This window comes from Microbacterium gubbeenense DSM 15944 (genome assembly GCF_000422745.1).
Classification (GTDB): domain Bacteria; phylum Actinomycetota; class Actinomycetes; order Actinomycetales; family Microbacteriaceae; genus Microbacterium; species Microbacterium gubbeenense.
Map to the genome: position 1 here is coordinate 83254 of NZ_AUGQ01000009.1, position 14366 is coordinate 97619.

General features: G+C 68.0%; 15 protein-coding genes and 1 pseudogene. 8 read left to right on the forward strand and 8 right to left on the reverse strand.

From position 1 onward, the window contains the following. The first annotated feature begins 6 nt into the window (after positions 1-6). Complete coding sequence (locus G510_RS15905; RefSeq protein ID WP_051216572.1) at positions 7-849, forward strand: hypothetical protein; 843 nt, start codon at positions 7-9, stop codon at positions 847-849. Positions 850-861: 12 nt separating this feature from the next. Here G510_RS15905 and G510_RS15910 read toward each other — a convergent pair whose 3' ends face one another. From G510_RS15910 to G510_RS0107560, 6 genes are all read right to left on the reverse strand, one after another. Continuing rightward, the gene (locus G510_RS15910; protein ID WP_051216573.1) at positions 862-2067 is read right to left on the reverse strand and encodes a DUF6716 putative glycosyltransferase; all 1206 of its coding nucleotides are present in this window, start codon (positions 2065-2067) and stop codon (positions 862-864) included. Next, on the reverse strand, positions 2064-2936 hold the full coding sequence (locus G510_RS0107540) for an N-acetylneuraminate synthase family protein (RefSeq protein ID WP_029153133.1): 873 nt from the start codon (positions 2934-2936) through the stop codon (positions 2064-2066). Before G510_RS0107540 ends, G510_RS15910 begins: the two co-directional genes overlap by 4 nt. After that, on the reverse strand, positions 2936-4117 hold the full coding sequence (locus G510_RS0107545; RefSeq protein WP_036322366.1) for an acylneuraminate cytidylyltransferase: 1182 nt from the start codon (positions 4115-4117) through the stop codon (positions 2936-2938). The genes G510_RS0107540 and G510_RS0107545 overlap by 1 nt, the downstream gene beginning before the upstream one ends. After that, complete coding sequence (locus G510_RS0107550; RefSeq protein WP_029153135.1) at positions 4114-5028, reverse strand: hypothetical protein; 915 nt, start codon at positions 5026-5028, stop codon at positions 4114-4116. Before G510_RS0107550 ends, G510_RS0107545 begins: the two co-directional genes overlap by 4 nt. An 81-nt stretch (positions 5029-5109) precedes the next feature. Next, entirely contained in the window at positions 5110-5973 is an 864-nt protein-coding gene (fdhD, locus tag G510_RS0107555) for a formate dehydrogenase accessory sulfurtransferase FdhD (RefSeq protein WP_029153136.1), read from the reverse strand. Between the two features lies 1 nt (position 5974). Further along, a complete protein-coding gene (locus G510_RS0107560) occupies positions 5975-8281 on the reverse strand; it encodes an FdhF/YdeP family oxidoreductase (RefSeq protein WP_029153137.1) in 2307 nt (768 codons plus the stop codon). A gap of 63 nt (positions 8282-8344) precedes the next feature. On the opposite strand from G510_RS0107560, the gene G510_RS0107565 reads away from it, so the two are divergent. Next, positions 8345-9382 carry an FUSC family protein gene (locus tag G510_RS0107565; RefSeq protein WP_029153138.1) on the forward strand — a complete coding sequence of 346 codons (1038 nt, stop codon included), beginning with the start codon at positions 8345-8347 and terminating at the stop codon, positions 9380-9382. A 64-nt stretch (positions 9383-9446) separates the two neighbouring features. Continuing rightward, positions 9447-9809: a hypothetical protein gene (locus tag G510_RS0107570; protein ID WP_029153139.1), complete on the forward strand. Its 363-nt coding sequence runs from the start codon at positions 9447-9449 to the stop codon at positions 9807-9809. Between the two features lie 164 nt (positions 9810-9973). On the opposite strand, the gene G510_RS0107575 is transcribed toward G510_RS0107570, so the two are convergent. Beyond that, positions 9974-10174 carry a hypothetical protein gene (locus G510_RS0107575; protein ID WP_029153140.1) on the reverse strand — a complete coding sequence of 67 codons (201 nt, stop codon included), beginning with the start codon at positions 10172-10174 and terminating at the stop codon, positions 9974-9976. Positions 10175-10291: 117 nt separating this feature from the next. Between G510_RS0107575 and G510_RS0107580 the strand changes: the two genes are divergently transcribed. Then, a complete protein-coding gene (locus tag G510_RS0107580; RefSeq protein WP_029153141.1) occupies positions 10292-10855 on the forward strand; it encodes a hypothetical protein in 564 nt (187 codons plus the stop codon). After that, positions 10848-11225: a transcriptional regulator gene (locus G510_RS0107585; protein ID WP_051216574.1), complete on the forward strand. Its 378-nt coding sequence runs from the start codon at positions 10848-10850 to the stop codon at positions 11223-11225. Before G510_RS0107580 ends, G510_RS0107585 begins: the two co-directional genes overlap by 8 nt. A gap of 709 nt (positions 11226-11934) precedes the next feature. Here G510_RS0107585 and G510_RS0107590 read toward each other — a convergent pair. Then, positions 11935-12711 (reverse strand): type IV secretory system conjugative DNA transfer family protein, encoded by a 777-nt coding sequence (locus G510_RS0107590; RefSeq protein WP_029153143.1) that lies wholly within the window; start codon positions 12709-12711, stop codon positions 11935-11937. Positions 12712-12888: 177 nt separating this feature from the next. On the opposite strand from G510_RS0107590, the pseudogene G510_RS17890 reads away from it, so the two are divergent. The 3 genes and pseudogenes from G510_RS17890 to G510_RS0107600 form a co-directional block, all read left to right on the forward strand. Further along, positions 12889-13264: pseudogene (locus G510_RS17890) on the forward strand (IS5 family transposase); the annotation flags it as partial. A gap of 46 nt (positions 13265-13310) precedes the next feature. Beyond that, entirely contained in the window at positions 13311-13634 is a 324-nt protein-coding gene (locus G510_RS19080; protein ID WP_029153144.1) for a transposase, read from the forward strand. A gap of 8 nt (positions 13635-13642) precedes the next feature. Beyond that, positions 13643-14366 (forward strand): IS3 family transposase (locus G510_RS0107600; RefSeq protein WP_036322406.1); only part of this gene is annotated, 724 nt, incomplete at its 3' end.

Consider the following 14366-nt stretch of genomic DNA (forward strand, 5'->3'; position numbering starts at 1 on the left):
GGATCAGTGACCCCATCCCTCGGACTGCTCCTCGACGTCGACGGCCCCATCTCCAGCACCCGCACGCGCACCCTGCGACTCGCCGCGCTCTCCGACGACCTCACTGCGATCGCCAAGAGCGGCTGCCCGGTGGTCTTCAACACGGGGCGGTCTGCGGATTTCCTCGGCGAGCAGATCATCCCGCGGCTCGTCACCTCGGGCCTTGCGCCGACGGATCCCGTATGGGGCGTCGGCGAGAAGGGCGGCACTTGGTTTTCGCTGACGGGCACGACAGGCGCGGCGCGCGTGGGCACCGTCTCCGAGGACCAGAACATGGCCCCGCCGACCACGCTCGTCGAGGCCGCACGCGACATCGCGGCTCGCTTCTCCGAGATCGTGTTCTTCGATGCCACGAAGCGCACGATGATCTCGCTCGAGCAGCACGTGCACGTCTCGAGCGCCGACTTCCACCGCGTCAGGCCCGAGATCATCGCCGAGATCGAACGACAGATCGAACGCACCGGCGCGCACGACATGACGATCTACCCCACATTCATCTCCATCGATGTCGAGCACGCCGACAGCGGGAAGGCGCTCGGAGCCCGGCGCGCCCTCGACCTCCTGGGCGAGCGCATGGCGGCACCGCAACGCTGGTTCACGGCCGGAGATTCGGGCCAGGACTACGACATGGCCACCGAGCTGCACGAACGCGGCTTCGACGTCACCCACCTCGACGTGCGCCTCGACGGCCCCGCGCGCGACGAGCCGTTCCGCGTCGTCCGCGAGATCCCCGACTTCGCCGGCGGCAGCGCCGAAGACGACATCACGGCGTACCACGTGCACGAGCTGCGCGCCGAGCTCAGGATCTGACCGTGCGCCGCCTCACGACGCGGATCCGATGAGCCGCCGACGCAGCCGCCGAACGATCACGAGCACCCCGCGGATCGGCGTGCCGACGACGCCCGCGAGGCGTCCGCCCGCGCTCCGATCAATTCGGCCGAGCGCCTGCCGGCGATCCCACGCCTCGTGTGCGCGGCCGCCGACGATCCGCGGCACGTCGCGCGGCGGAAGCTCGCCCCGCGCCCGACGCTCGACGAGTTCCTGCACGACGCGGATCCACGTATCGTCCGACGGGTCGTGGAAGTAGTTGTCGGCGAGCCAGCCGGCGTCGGGATGAGCGAGCCTGCGCGCGACCACGTCCGCCGCGGGCCGGAGCAGGCCGCTCCCCTCGAACACGAGATTGATGAGCTCCGGCGCGACGCCGAACTCATCGAGCGCGATCACCGGCACGCCCCACGCCGCCGCCTCGATCGCGGCCGTCGAGCTGACGGTCACGAGTCCCTCCGCGATCGCAAGAGCCTCGCGCATCGGCGCGTACGAGACGACGAGGTTCGCTGGCACGTCGCCCATCTGCGCGAGCAGATCGGGATAGGTATCGAACTCGCGGTGCGTCTCGTGCTCTCCCGGTCGCCCGCGCAGCTTCAGCACCACGCGGCGCGACGGATCCGCGTGCGCCGCCTCGACGAGGATCCGCGCGACGCGCTGCCGTTCCGTCCGCTCGCGCGGCACGATCGCCTGCGCCGCGAACACGAGATCGGTCCCCTCAGCCCGGGCGGCGTGCGCCCGAGCGAACGGCAGGCTCGCGAGCGCGAAGCGCTGATCGATGCCGCGCTCGACCGCGAGCGCCTCGAACTCGCGCACCTCGCGATGCGAGTGCAGCACGAACAAGTCGCACTCTCGTCGGAAGTGCATCGCGAGCCAGGTCGGCGGAATCGAGATTCCCGGCAGCCCCGTCACGATCACGGGTCGGGGCGACAGGCGGCCCGCGACCCGGGCGACGACCCTCGCGACGGGGCCGCGCGCCGCCACGAGCACGACCTCGGCGCCGACGAGCGCCCGTCGAAGTCGGTCGTACGGCACCCGCCGGACCGGCACGTCGAGCCCCGAGACCGCCGACCGCAGCTGCGAATCGCTCACCGCGAGCTCGGTCTCGAGCACGAGGAGGGACCCGTCGACCCGCGGATCCGCGATGAGCGCGGCCGCCCACTTCACATACGAATCGGTGTCGGCGACCGCGACGACCCTCACGCGGGAACGCGGCGGAGCTTGGCCTTGGGCGCCTCTTCGCCGGGGAAGACCTTCTTCACGCCGTCACCGCGGGCGGCCTCGATGATGCGGATGTCGCGCACGAGCGTCGCGAACCCGCCCGGCTCGAGCGAGGCGGCGTGATCCGAGCCCCACATGGTGCGGTCGAGCGTGATGTGGCGCTCGACGGCAACGGCGCCCATGGCGACTGCCGCCAGCGAGATCTGCAGGCCGCGCTCGTGTCCCGAGTATCCGACCGGCACGCCGGCGAAGCGGTCGCGCAGGACGGGAATCATGCGCATGTTCGCTTCTTCCGGCTCCATCGGGTAGGTCGACGTCGCGTGCAGGATGACGAGGTTGTTGGTGCCGAGCGTCTCGACCGCGCGATCGATCTCATCCATCGTCGACATGCCCGTCGAGAGGATCACCGGCTTGCCGGTCTCACGCAGCGCGTCGAGCATCTCGATGTCGGTGACGCTGGCGGAGGCGACCTTGTGCGCCACGACGCCGAGGTCCTCGAGGAACTCCACGCTCGGCACGTCCCACGGCGATGCGAACCACTCGAGCCCGCGCATCGTGGCGTAGTCGCCGACCTCGATGTACTCGTCGCGCCCGAACTCGACGCGGTGTCGATACTCGAGGTAGGTCATCGTGCCCCATGGCGTCTCGCGCGGTGTGTCGCGCATGTGCTCGGGGGTCGCGATCTCGGGAGTGCGCTTCTGGAACTTCACGGCGTTGGCGCCGGCGTCGGCCGCAACGTCGATGAGCTGCTTGGCGATCTCGACGGATCCGTTGTGGTTGAGGCCGATCTCCGCGATGACGAAGGCGGGCGCGCCGCCGCCGATCCGGGATGCTCCGATGGTGACGCTCATCAGCGTGTTCCTTCCGTTGGGGTGGTGCGCGATGCGAGCACGCGCTCTGCGAGCTCGCGGACGGCTCCGTTTCCGCCGCGGCGGCTGAGCACGAGACGTGCGGCCGACGCGGCGCGGGGGTGGGATCCGGGAACGACGACCGGCCAGCCGACCGCCTCCAGGCATCCCAGGTCGTTCACGTCGTTACCGACGTAGGCGATGCGGTCGAGCGGGATGCTCGCCTCGCGGGCCCAGGCGATCAGCGCGGCGCGTTTGTCGCCCTGCCCGTGCAGAACGTCGACGCCGAGCTTCTCCGCGCGGCGCGCGACGACCTGGTTGCGCTCGGTCGACAGGATCAGAACCGGGATTCCCGCCTCGCGCAGTAGGCGCACGCCCATGCCGTCCGAACGGCTTACGCGCACGTGCTCCTCGCCGTACTCGTCGACGCCGGCCGTGTCGTCGGTGTGCACGCCGTCGAAGTCGGTGACGACCGCGCTCACGTCGATGCGGTCGCACTGTCCGGCATCGGCGAGCGGCGCGAGAACACGGGCGGCCTCCAGCTCGTCGGCGGTGTCGATCTCGATCGAGAGTTGCGCCGGTACCCGCGCGATCGCGGTGCGGCCGAAGAACCGGTGCCGCGCCGCGCGGAATCCCTCTTCGCGGAACACGTAGAACGCGCCCGTTTCGACGAAGAGCGGATCGCGGTCCTGACGGCGTGGACGATGGTCGCGGTCGTGCCCGACCGCCCACGCTTCGCCATCATCCTCGGCCCACGAGAACTCGTACGACTCGCGCGCTGAGAACACGCTGTCCGCGTCGCCCGAGCGCACACGCGCCACGGCGTCCGAGAGCGGTTCTAAGGGGATGAAGGGGCTCGTCGTCTGGAGGAACGCGACCGTGTCGACGACCACACCGCGCGATGCCAGATCCTCGAGCGCATGCAGGACGGCGTCCTCGGAGGTCGCGGCATCGTCCGCGAGATCCGCGGGACGCCGGACGACCTCCGCACCCCAGCTCTCCGCGACGCCGGCGATCTCGTCGTCGTCGGTCGACACGATCACGCGGTCGATGCCGTCGGCCGCGCCTGCCGTGCGCACGGCACGCGCGACGAGCGGGATCCCGCCGACCCGCAGAATGTTCTTGCGCGGCACGCCCTTCGAACCGCCGCGTGCGGGGATGATCGCGACCGTCTCCCCCGTCACGCGGCGATCTCCTCCCCCGCGGCGTTGATGCGCTCGGTCACGATGGATCCGGTGCCGTCCAGAACGCGGCGCAGCGTCACGGCCGCGCTCGAACGCAGCATGACGATGTCGTGGGCGCGTCCGGCGGCAAGCACGAGCTCGATCGGCAGGCCCGTGCGCACGATCTCGATCCCGTCGAGACGCGCCACGGCGCCAAGGGTGTCGTCGTCCTCACGCCGATGCGGGAGATACGCGCACGCGCCGCCGCGCGACTCTCTGCGGACCCACGCCAAGTACTCCGACTGCGACATATGTCCGTCGACAACCCGCGCGCTGCCGAGAATCACGCGCCGATGCGGCACATCGGCGCCGAACAGCGCGCTCGGAGCGGTGCCGCGCAACCACTCGAAGCCGTGCCCGCCGATCGCCGCGCCGAGATCGCGAAGCGCACGCTCGCGCTCTTCCCCGAGCGGAAAGGCGGTGAACACCTCGGCGCGACCCGATGCGGCGCGCAAACGCATCGTGTCGAGGGCGAAGGGCGCGATTCGGCGAGCGAAGCCGCGCTCCTCGATGCCGGGACGCGCGTACTCGCGCGATCCGGTCAGCGCGTCGGCGAACGCGATCGCGTTCAGCCCGTCGTCGAGGAAGGTGAGCGTCTTCGGTCTCAGCAGCGCGGCGGCCAGGCGGAACTGGCCCGAGAAGCCGTCACCGATGAGCCAGTGATCGTGCGAGGCGAGCATGCGCCACGGCACGCCGTAGTAACCGGCCTGGATGCCGAACATCGCACCCCGTGCCGTGAGCTCGGCGGTCGTCTGCTCGACCTGAGCGGTGAGCCGTGCGGCCAAATCGATCCGCGTGCCGCGAGCGGACGCCCACTCCGCGGCGCCGATGAGCTGCAGCGGTGATTCCACCCAGGCGAGGGGCGACGACATGCGTTCTCCCAGCGATCGGATCCCGGCTCGTGCGAGCCGTTTCCGTCACTGTGCGCGACGCTGGTGAACGTCACCCTCGGTTCATGTGACGTGCTGCTGAATCGTCGGTGAACCGATGCGGATGCGGTGCTCGCCCGCGTACACGTTCATACGGGGCCCGCGCAGAAAGCCCACGAGCGTCATGCCCGCCTCGGTCGCCAGCTCGACGGCGAGCGATGACGGAGCCGACACGGCGGCGATCGCGGGGATCCCGGCCATCGCGGCCTTCTGCGCGATCTCGAACGCCACGCGGCCCGACACCAGCAGCACGTGGCCGACGAGCGGGATCCGGTCGTTCATCGCCGCCCATCCGATCACCTTGTCGACGGCGTTGTGGCGGCCGACGTCCTCGCGCACGACGAGCAGATCTCCCGTGACGCCGTCGAACAGCGCGGCCGCGTGCAGCCCGCCGGTCTTGTCGAACGCGTCCTGGTGCGCGCGCAGTACATCCGGGAACGCGGCGAGCATCCCGGCATCGATCTCGAGCGGATCCGTCGACACGTCATACGCAGATTCGCCGCGCACCGCGTCGATCGATGCCTTCCCGCAAACGCCGCACGAGCTCGTCATGTACACGTGCCGCGCCGTATCCGGCGTCGGCGGCGCGACGCCCGCCGCGAGGGTGACATCGAGCACGTTGTAGGTGTTCTCGGTGCCGCCCTCGCCCGGGCCGCCGCAGTGGATCGCGCCGACGACATCGGCGCCCTTCGCCGCGATCCCCTCGGACAGCAGGAAGCCGGTTGCGAGCTCGACGTCGTGGCCCGGGGTGCGCATCGTGACTGAGAACGGCACACCCGCGACACGGATCTCCAGCGGTTCCTCGACCGCGAGCGCATCGGGGCGGCGGCGCGGCTGCTCCCCCAGCGTGATCCGCGTGACGGGACGCCTGGTCGTGATTCTGCCCAATCTATCCCCGCTTCTCGAATCGCACGATGATCGATTTCGACGTCGGCGTACCGCTCACGTCGGCGAACGACTCGAGTGGAACGAGCACGTTCGTCTCGGGATAGTACGCCGCGGCGTTCTTGCGGGGCGTGTCGTAGGAGACGAGGCGGAACTCGGGTGCGCGGCGCTCCTCGAGCCCCGCCGGTCCGTGCCATTCGGACACGATGTCGACGATCTCGCCGTCGCGGAAGCCCAGTTCGTCGATGTCGTCGCGATGGATCAGCACGACGCGGCGGCCGTTCGAGATGCCCCGGTAGCGGTCGTCCTTGCCGTAGATCGTCGTGTTGTACTGATCGTGCGACCGCAGCGTCTGCAGGAGCACGCGGCCCTCGGGGATCCGCACGTACTCGAGCGGGTTCGCCGTGAACATCGCCCTGCCCGTCGCCGTGGCGAAGCGCCGCGAATCGCGCGGATCGTTCGGCAGGTAGAAGGTGCGCCCCTTCTGGATACGCTCCTCGTAGTCCTCGAAACCCGGCACGACGCGCGAGATGTGCTCGCGGATCCCTCGGTAGTCGTTCTCGATTCCCACCCAGTCGGCCGCCGGAGCGTCATCGCGACCGGCGAAGACGCGCGCGCAGAGGCGAGCGATGATCGCTACCTCACTCAGCAGATCTTCGGCGGGCGGCGCAAGACGACCGCGCGATCCGTGCACGGCGCCCATCGAGTCCTCTACCGTGACGCGCTGCTCGCCCGATCCGCGGCGGTCGCGGTCGGTGCGGCCGAGCGTCGGGATGATGAGCGCGCGACGACCCGTGACCACGTGCGAGCGGTTCAGCTTCGTCGAGATCTGCACGGACAGGCCGGTCTTGGCCATGCCGGATTCGACGACGGCCGTGTCAGGGGTGGCGCTCACGAAGTTGCCGCCCATGCCGAGGAAGAACCGCACTCGGCCGGTGTCCATCGCGCGGATCGCCGCAACGGTGTCGTAGCCGTGCTCGCGGGGCGCCCGGAACGAGAACTCCTCTTCGAGGGCATCGAGGAACGACGTCGACGGCTTCTCGTAGATGCCGACCGTGCGATCACCCTGCACGTTCGAGTGCCCGCGGACGGGGCACACGCCCGCACCCGGTCGGCCGATGTTGCCCTGCAGTAAGAGCGTGTTCACCACGTCGCGCAGCATCGGGACCGAGTGCTTGTGCTGAGTGAGTCCCATCGCCCAGCACACGATCGTCTTACCGGAGGCGCGCACCTGCTCGGCAATGCCTCGCATGCGGTGTTCGGTGAGGCCCGTCGCCCGTTCGAGCTCGGCCCACTCCAAGCCAGCGACATGCTCCGCGTAGGCGTCGTAGCCCGACGTGTGCACATCGATGAAGGACGAGTCGAGCACGCCGCCGTGCTCGGCGTGCATCTCGATCAGGTGCTTGCCGATCGCCTGGAAGAGGGCCTGGTCTCCGCCGAGGCGGATCTGCACGAAGTCGTCGGCGAGCGGCGTTCCACCGAGGATCACTCCGCGCGGAGTCTGCGGATTGTTGAAGTGCATCAGCCCGGCCTCGGGCAGCGGGTTCACCGCGATGATCGTGGCTCCGCGCTGCTTCGCCTTCTCGAGCGCGGTCAGCATGCGCGGGTGATTCGTGCCCGGGTTCTGTCCCGCGACGATGAGCAGGTCGGCCTCGTGGATGTCGGTGATCGAGACGGTGCCTTTGCCGATGCCGATCGTCTCGCCGAGGGCGGATCCGCTCGACTCGTGGCACATGTTCGAGCAGTCGGGCAGGTTGTTCGTGCCGAACCCGCGCACGAGCAGCTGGTACACGAACGCCGCCTCGTTCGAGGTGCGTCCCGACGTGTAGAAGACGGCCTCATTCGGGTCGTCGAGCGAGCGCAGCTCGTCGGCGATCAGGTCGAGCGCGTCGTCCCACGAGATCGGGCGGTAGTGAGTGCCCCCCTCATCGAGGACCATGGGGTGCGTCAGTCGGCCCTGCTGCCCGAGCCACCAGTCGTCGTGCGCACGCAGCTCGTCGATGGAATGCTCGGCGAAGAACTCCGGGGTGACCCGGCGCACGGTCGCCTCCTCGGCGACGGCCTTCGCGCCGTTCTCGCAGAACTCCGCGACGTGGCGCTTGTCCTCCTCCGGCCACGCGCATCCGGGGCAGTCGAATCCGTCCTTCTGGTTCACACGCACGAGCGTTTCGGCCGTACGGCGGATGCCCATCTGATCGATCGCCATGCGCAGCGAGCTGACGACCGCGGGCACGCCGACAGCCTCGGTTTTGCGGGGCGAGATCGTCACCCTCGACTCGTCGATATCCCGCTCGGGAGGCCTCGTCACCATGTGGCCAGGGTACGCCCCCGCGTCGATCGACGACGGATGCGCGCGGCGGCATACGGTAGAGAAATGGAGATCATGGCGGCGGTGCGAGCCCAGCGCCGCTCTCCCCTGCTGCAGGTCGTCAAGTCGGTCGTGGCGACCGTTGCCGCCTGGCTGCTGTCGGTGCTCGTGATCCCGGACGGTCCGCCGCCCGTATTCGCCGCCATCGCCGCACTGCTCGTGGTGCAGCCGAGCCTGAACCAATCGTTCCTGAAGGGCATCGAGCGGTCGATCGGCGTGCTCATCGGCGTCGTGATCGCATCACTTCTGGGCCTCGCGCTCGGCTCGGCCTCGTGGGTGATCCTCGTCGCCGTGGCGGTCGCCCTGCTCGGCGCGTGGGCGTTCAAGATGACGCCGGGAACCACGAATCAGGTGGGGATCAGCGCACTGCTCGTGCTCGCGCTCGGCGCGGCAACGCCTGACTACGCCCTTATCCGCGTCGTCGAAACAGCGCTGGGCGCGCTCATCGGATTCGTCGTGAACCTCGCCCTCGTTCCGCCGGTAGCGGTCGCCCCGGCACACGCCAGGCTCGACGCGCTCGGTGAGGAGATCGCCGCGACGATGGAGCGCCTCGCGGCCGCTCTCGAGACCCCGCAGACCTATGCCCAGCGCGAAGAGCTGCTACTGACGGCCCGCCTCATGCGGCCTATGCGAGACCAGGCGCAGGCAGCGATAGACGATGCGGCGGACTCGCTCGCCCTGAACCCGCGCAGCAGGCGGCATCGCGGCGAGCTCAAAGAGATCCGCGGGCTGCTCGAGCGGTTCTCCCCCGTCGTCACACAGGTGCTCGGCATGACGCGCGCGTTCTACGACCGCTACAACGACGAGCTGAGCGAAGAGTCTGCCGTGATCGGCATCGCCGAGCAGCTGCGCCGCGCCGCCCACGACGTGAGGCTCGCGCTGCGGCTCACGGGATCCGCGAGCGCGCCCGCCGTGACCACCACGCTGCCGGCGCTGACGACGCCGTACACGGTCGTCACTCCGACAGGGGACCACTGGATCCTGATCGGCGCCCTCCTCGAGGACCTGCGCCGCATCCACGACGAGGTGACGGGCGAGGCCTGAGCGAACGGAACTTCTTCGGCACCGACCGCTGACTTATGGACGGTCTCGGCGTAGCGTGACGGGCATGACTGAGAATGCGACTGCCGATCAGTTCTTCGAGACCTACGCTCGCGCGCTGCTCGACCGCGATGCTGCTGCGATCGGCGCACAGTACGGCGTTCCCGCGCTGATTGAGTTTCCCGACCAGCGCATCGCCGTGACGGACTCATCCCAGACCGAGGGCTTCTTCAACGGAGCATTCGGCCAGTACGAGGGCGTCGCCGAGGCCCACGCGAGAGTCGACGTCGTCGCCGAAACGGCCCACAGCATCTGGGCGGACGTCACCTGGACCTACGACGGTGGCGCCCCCGCCGAGAGAAACATGTATGAGCTCGTCCGCGTCGGCGACGCCTGGAAGATCGCCGTCCTCACCCCGCTCCAGGCTTGAGAACCCGTCGATCTGTCCGAGTGAGGCGGCGGAGCTAAAGCGTCTGGACGGGCTCGGAGCCGGCGCGCCGACGTCGCGCCCGCACCAGCGCCGCCAGGCTCCGAATTGCAGCGCGCGGCGTGTGAACGGAGACCGAACGGCGCCGGTTCGATGTGGGATCCGCGTCAGCGCCGCACATCCCTGCTCTGAGCACCTCGCGAGACGCCCGCGGCGACGAGCATCGTGACGATGGTCACCACCACGAGGAACACCAGGGCCCAGAAGCCCACGGTCTCGGTCGGGATCCCTACCCACAAGCTGATCGACATCCAGATCACTGCAGATACCGCTCCGGCGATCAGTCCGCTTCTGAAGTTGCTGCCCATCGGTATTTCCTCCCCTTCACAGACGGAGCCCCGATACTCCGTGGCACAAAGTATATGGACTCGGTCAGTTCTTCGCGCCCCCTCGAACGGATCCGTTTCTCGCGATATGCTCGCGGCGTGTCATACGAGCTCGACCGCGCTGAAGCGTCACTCCGGGAGATCGGCGCCCTCGCCGACCGCACGCGTCGCGCCAGTCGATCGATGGCAACCGGGTTCCCGCTCATCGGCTGGGGTGCGGCCTGGACCGCAGGTTACGCGGCGCTGGACTTGCTCGACGGTGTCGTTCGGATCGCGGTGGTGGTCCTTGCATGGGTTTTCGCGATGCTCATGAGCTGGATGCCGCTGCGCGCGGTCATCCGCACGGGCGTCGAGTCGCGCATGCGGTGGGCCTGGATGGCCGTGATGGTCGCGTCACCGTTCCTCGTGGCCGCCGGACAGCCGGCCTCCATGGTGCATCTCGCGCTGCTCCTGGGTGCGCTGTGGGGCATGGCCATGTGCCTGTACGCGATCACCGCGCACGACACGGTGTTCGCGGTCGTCGCAATGTTCGGGGTCGTCGTCGCCGGCATCGCAGGGATCCAAGAAGCCGTCCCCGCCCTGCTGCTGTTCGGGCTCGCGTCGGGACTGACGATGCTGGCGCTCGGAATCTATCGCGTCATCGTCGGGTTACGGCATGTCTGACGAGCAGACGCTCCGGAGCTCGGAGCTGTCGGCGGAGCTCGGGGAACGGCTGCGCACACCGTTCGACGCGGTACTGTCGGATCCGAACCGATTGCGCATCCAGGCAGCGCTGCACGGCCTCGCGCCGTCGGGCTCGATCCGCTTCACCGCGCTCGCCCGCGCCCTGCGCCTCAGCGACGGCAACCTTTCGAGCCACCTGGCCGCACTGTGCGAGGTCGGCTACGCGACATCCTCATCGACCTTCACAGGCAAGCGCCGCACGCGCTGGTACTCCGCCACCGCCGCAGGCCGCGCGGCATTCGAGGCGCACGTGGGCGCGCTGCAACTGATCGTCGATTCGTCGCGTATGGCGGCGCCGGAATCGCCCTGACGGGGGTCGGCCAAGCCCGTTTGGCGAGCGACGACGACGAGCTGAGTACGATCCCGCGCTTGGAGCTCAGTCATCGCGCGCTGAACGTGAGCGCGGACAGTGAATGGGCTGAAGCACATGCGATTCGCAACCAGAACAACCATCTTCTGTTCACGGGGCGTGAAATCCGCGGGTCGCACGAGCTGGAACGCGAACGAGAGCCCGGCCGATGACCGGGCTCTCGTTCGTCAGAAACTGTGGAGGTAGCGCGACAGTGCTCTAACCTTGCCCCATCCTTGCAGTCGGCCGTTTCCGCGCATCGCGAGATCCGTCGTCGGCACAGGACAGCAGCGGTTTCGCAGGGTTCCACGCGGCCACTCCCGAAGCCGGTTCCGCGGTTGACGGAGGAGATGCTGGATGAGGCAGAGCGCCGGTACAGGGGCGGTGAGATCCTGCGGGCGATCGCAGGCGACCTGGGCGTGAGTCGTCAACGCCTCGCTGAGCGGCTGCGAGAGCGAGGAGTACGGCTGCGTCGTGAGAAGCCATCATCGGAACAGGTACTCGAAATGTGCCGCCGCTACGAGCAGGGCGAGTCCTTAGCGAGGATCGGCGAGAGGCTTGGCTTCAATCCAAGCTCAGTTCGCCTGTACCTGCTGCGTGTGGGAATGCCGCTCCGTGATCCCCATGGCCGCGGTCGCTAGGTGGGATGAGCCCCCACCGTTGCTTCCGGTTAGCTTTCGGTCGCCAAAGTGTGGGCGGTCTCCTCGCCATCGACGACCGGTAGGAACCCGTACCGTCCCAGGTCATCGCGCTTCGTGAATCGGATGTCGCGCGCGTCGGCCCCGAGTGGGTCTAGAGGGTCAGTGTTCTCCATGACGATGACCTGACCGTCAAAGTTGGCCTGAATATCACGGTAGAACGCCCGCACAACACCTTCCGGCGGCTGATCCCCTGTCCCCGTGGACTGGTCGGGTGGGCGGTAGGTGACAAGCGGCGAGTCAAGCACAACAAAACCGGGGTGTGGCAGCTCCCGGTCAAAGCAGTATTGGGCGAGGGCGAGCGTGAATGCGGCGTGGAGGACCGCGCGTACCCCTTTGCCGTGCGCCGAGCGACGTTGGTCGCCAGCGATGATGTCGAGTTCTTTCCGGTCGTACCGTACAGACGCCGCGGACGGGTAGTCCCATTCGGCCAGGCGCTTGGAGATCTCGGCTGAGAACTCCCGTACGGCGGTGAGGCTTAGACCCGCAACTGCTGTTGCCACCTCCGCCTCAGTCTCGTCCGCGATCCGTCGGATCATGTCCTCAAAGGTCTTGACTTGTTCGTAGAGGCCCAGGTGCTTCTCGATCTCACTGCGCTTGGCAAGAAGTTCGCGGAGGTTCCCCTTTTCTGGGTCCATCTTCGCGTCGAGCTTTTCGATGCTCTCTTGCAGTGCCAGGGAGTCTCGCCGTGTTGTTCTGATCGATGTACGGAGGTCCTCGGTTCGCGCGTCCAGGCTCTCGATTGTCACGCGGAGGTCTTCTAGGAGACCCCGGGTTTTCTGAGACTCGTAGTCGACGGAGACGCCAAAACTGGTCGCGTCTCCTTCGCACTCCAGATTTAGATGTTGGCTAGGGCGTGTCTCCTATATGTGAGGTGAGGGTCGCGAGATACTGGCGGGGTGAATGAGAAGTCTCGGTTTGAGGCGATGACGGATGAGCAGTGGGAGCGTGTGGAGCCCCTGTTGCCAACGAACTGTGGGCGTCGGGGTCGCCCGTTCTCGAATAGTCGGATGATCGTCAACGGGATCATCTACCGCTACAGGACGGGGATTCCTTGGAGAGACCTGCCTCGTGAGAGGTATGGGCCGTGGCAGACGGTGTGGAAGCGTCACCGCTCCTACGCGAGGCGGGGCGTGTGGGATTGTGTCCTTTCTCAGGTGGTGGCCCAAGCGGATTCGGCTGGGAAAGTGGATTGGACGGTCAGCATTGACGCCACGATCAACCGTGCCCACCAACACGCCACGAACACGACGCGCCCCGACCAGGACACGGGGGGCTTCATCGAACTACAAGAATTTGAGTCGCCCCGGTGTGTCCGGAGGCAGAATTCCTTGGAAGGATCTGTCTCATGGCACGTCCCAGCAAATACCCGCGCGAGCTTCGTGAGCGCGCTGTCCGTATGGTCGCCGAGGTGCGGTCCGAGTATCCGAGCGAGTACGCGGCGATCACCGCGGTCGCGGGCATGCTGGGGATCGGATCGCCCGAAACGATCCGCACCTGGATTCGCCGGGTCCAGGTCGATGGCGGGCAGCGGCCCGGTGTCGCGAGCGACGCGCAGGCAGAGATCAAGAAGCTGAAGCGCGAGAACGCTGAGTTGCGGCGTGCGAACGAGATATTGAAGGCGGCCTCGGCTTTCTTCGCGGCCGAACTCGACCGGCCACACCTGCGATAGTCGCCTTCATCGACGAGCACAAGGATCGCACCGATGGTGGGCTCCGGTGGGGTGTCGAGTCGATCTGTGCCGTGCTCACCCAGCACGGTTGCAAGGTCGCCCCATCGAGCTACTACGACACCCGGAGCCGGGAGCCGTCGGCGCGGGAGGTGTCGGACGAGCGGTGGAAGCCGATCATCCTGGCCACGTGGCGCAAGCAACGGCGGCTGCTCGGCGCTCGAAAGCTCTGGTTGCGGTTGCGACGTGAGGGGCATGACATCGCCCGCTGCACGGTCGAGCGGCTCATGCGGGAGCTCGGGATCGCTGGTGTCGTCCGTGGGCGGCGCAAGAACCCGGTCGACGCGGATCCGAGGGAAAGCAGGCCGGCCGACCTCGTCGACCGGCACTTCGCCCGGTTCCGCACGAATCAGCTCTGGGTGGCCGACTTCACCTACGTGTGGACGTGGTCGGGGTGGGTGTACGTCGCGTTCGTGTTCGACGCGCACTCCCGTCGCATCCTCGGCTGGCGGGCCGCGACGAGCATGACGACCCCGTTGGTGCTGGACTGCCTCGAGATGGCGCTCTGGACTCGGCGGCGCGAAGGCGCCACCGGCTTCGCCGGACTCACGCATCACACCGATGCCGGGTCGGTCTACACATCGATTTCGTTCACCGACCGGCTCATCGACGAGGGCATCGACCCGTCCGTCGGGTCCGTCGGTGATGCGTACGATTGTCAGTCTGTTTCTGCCG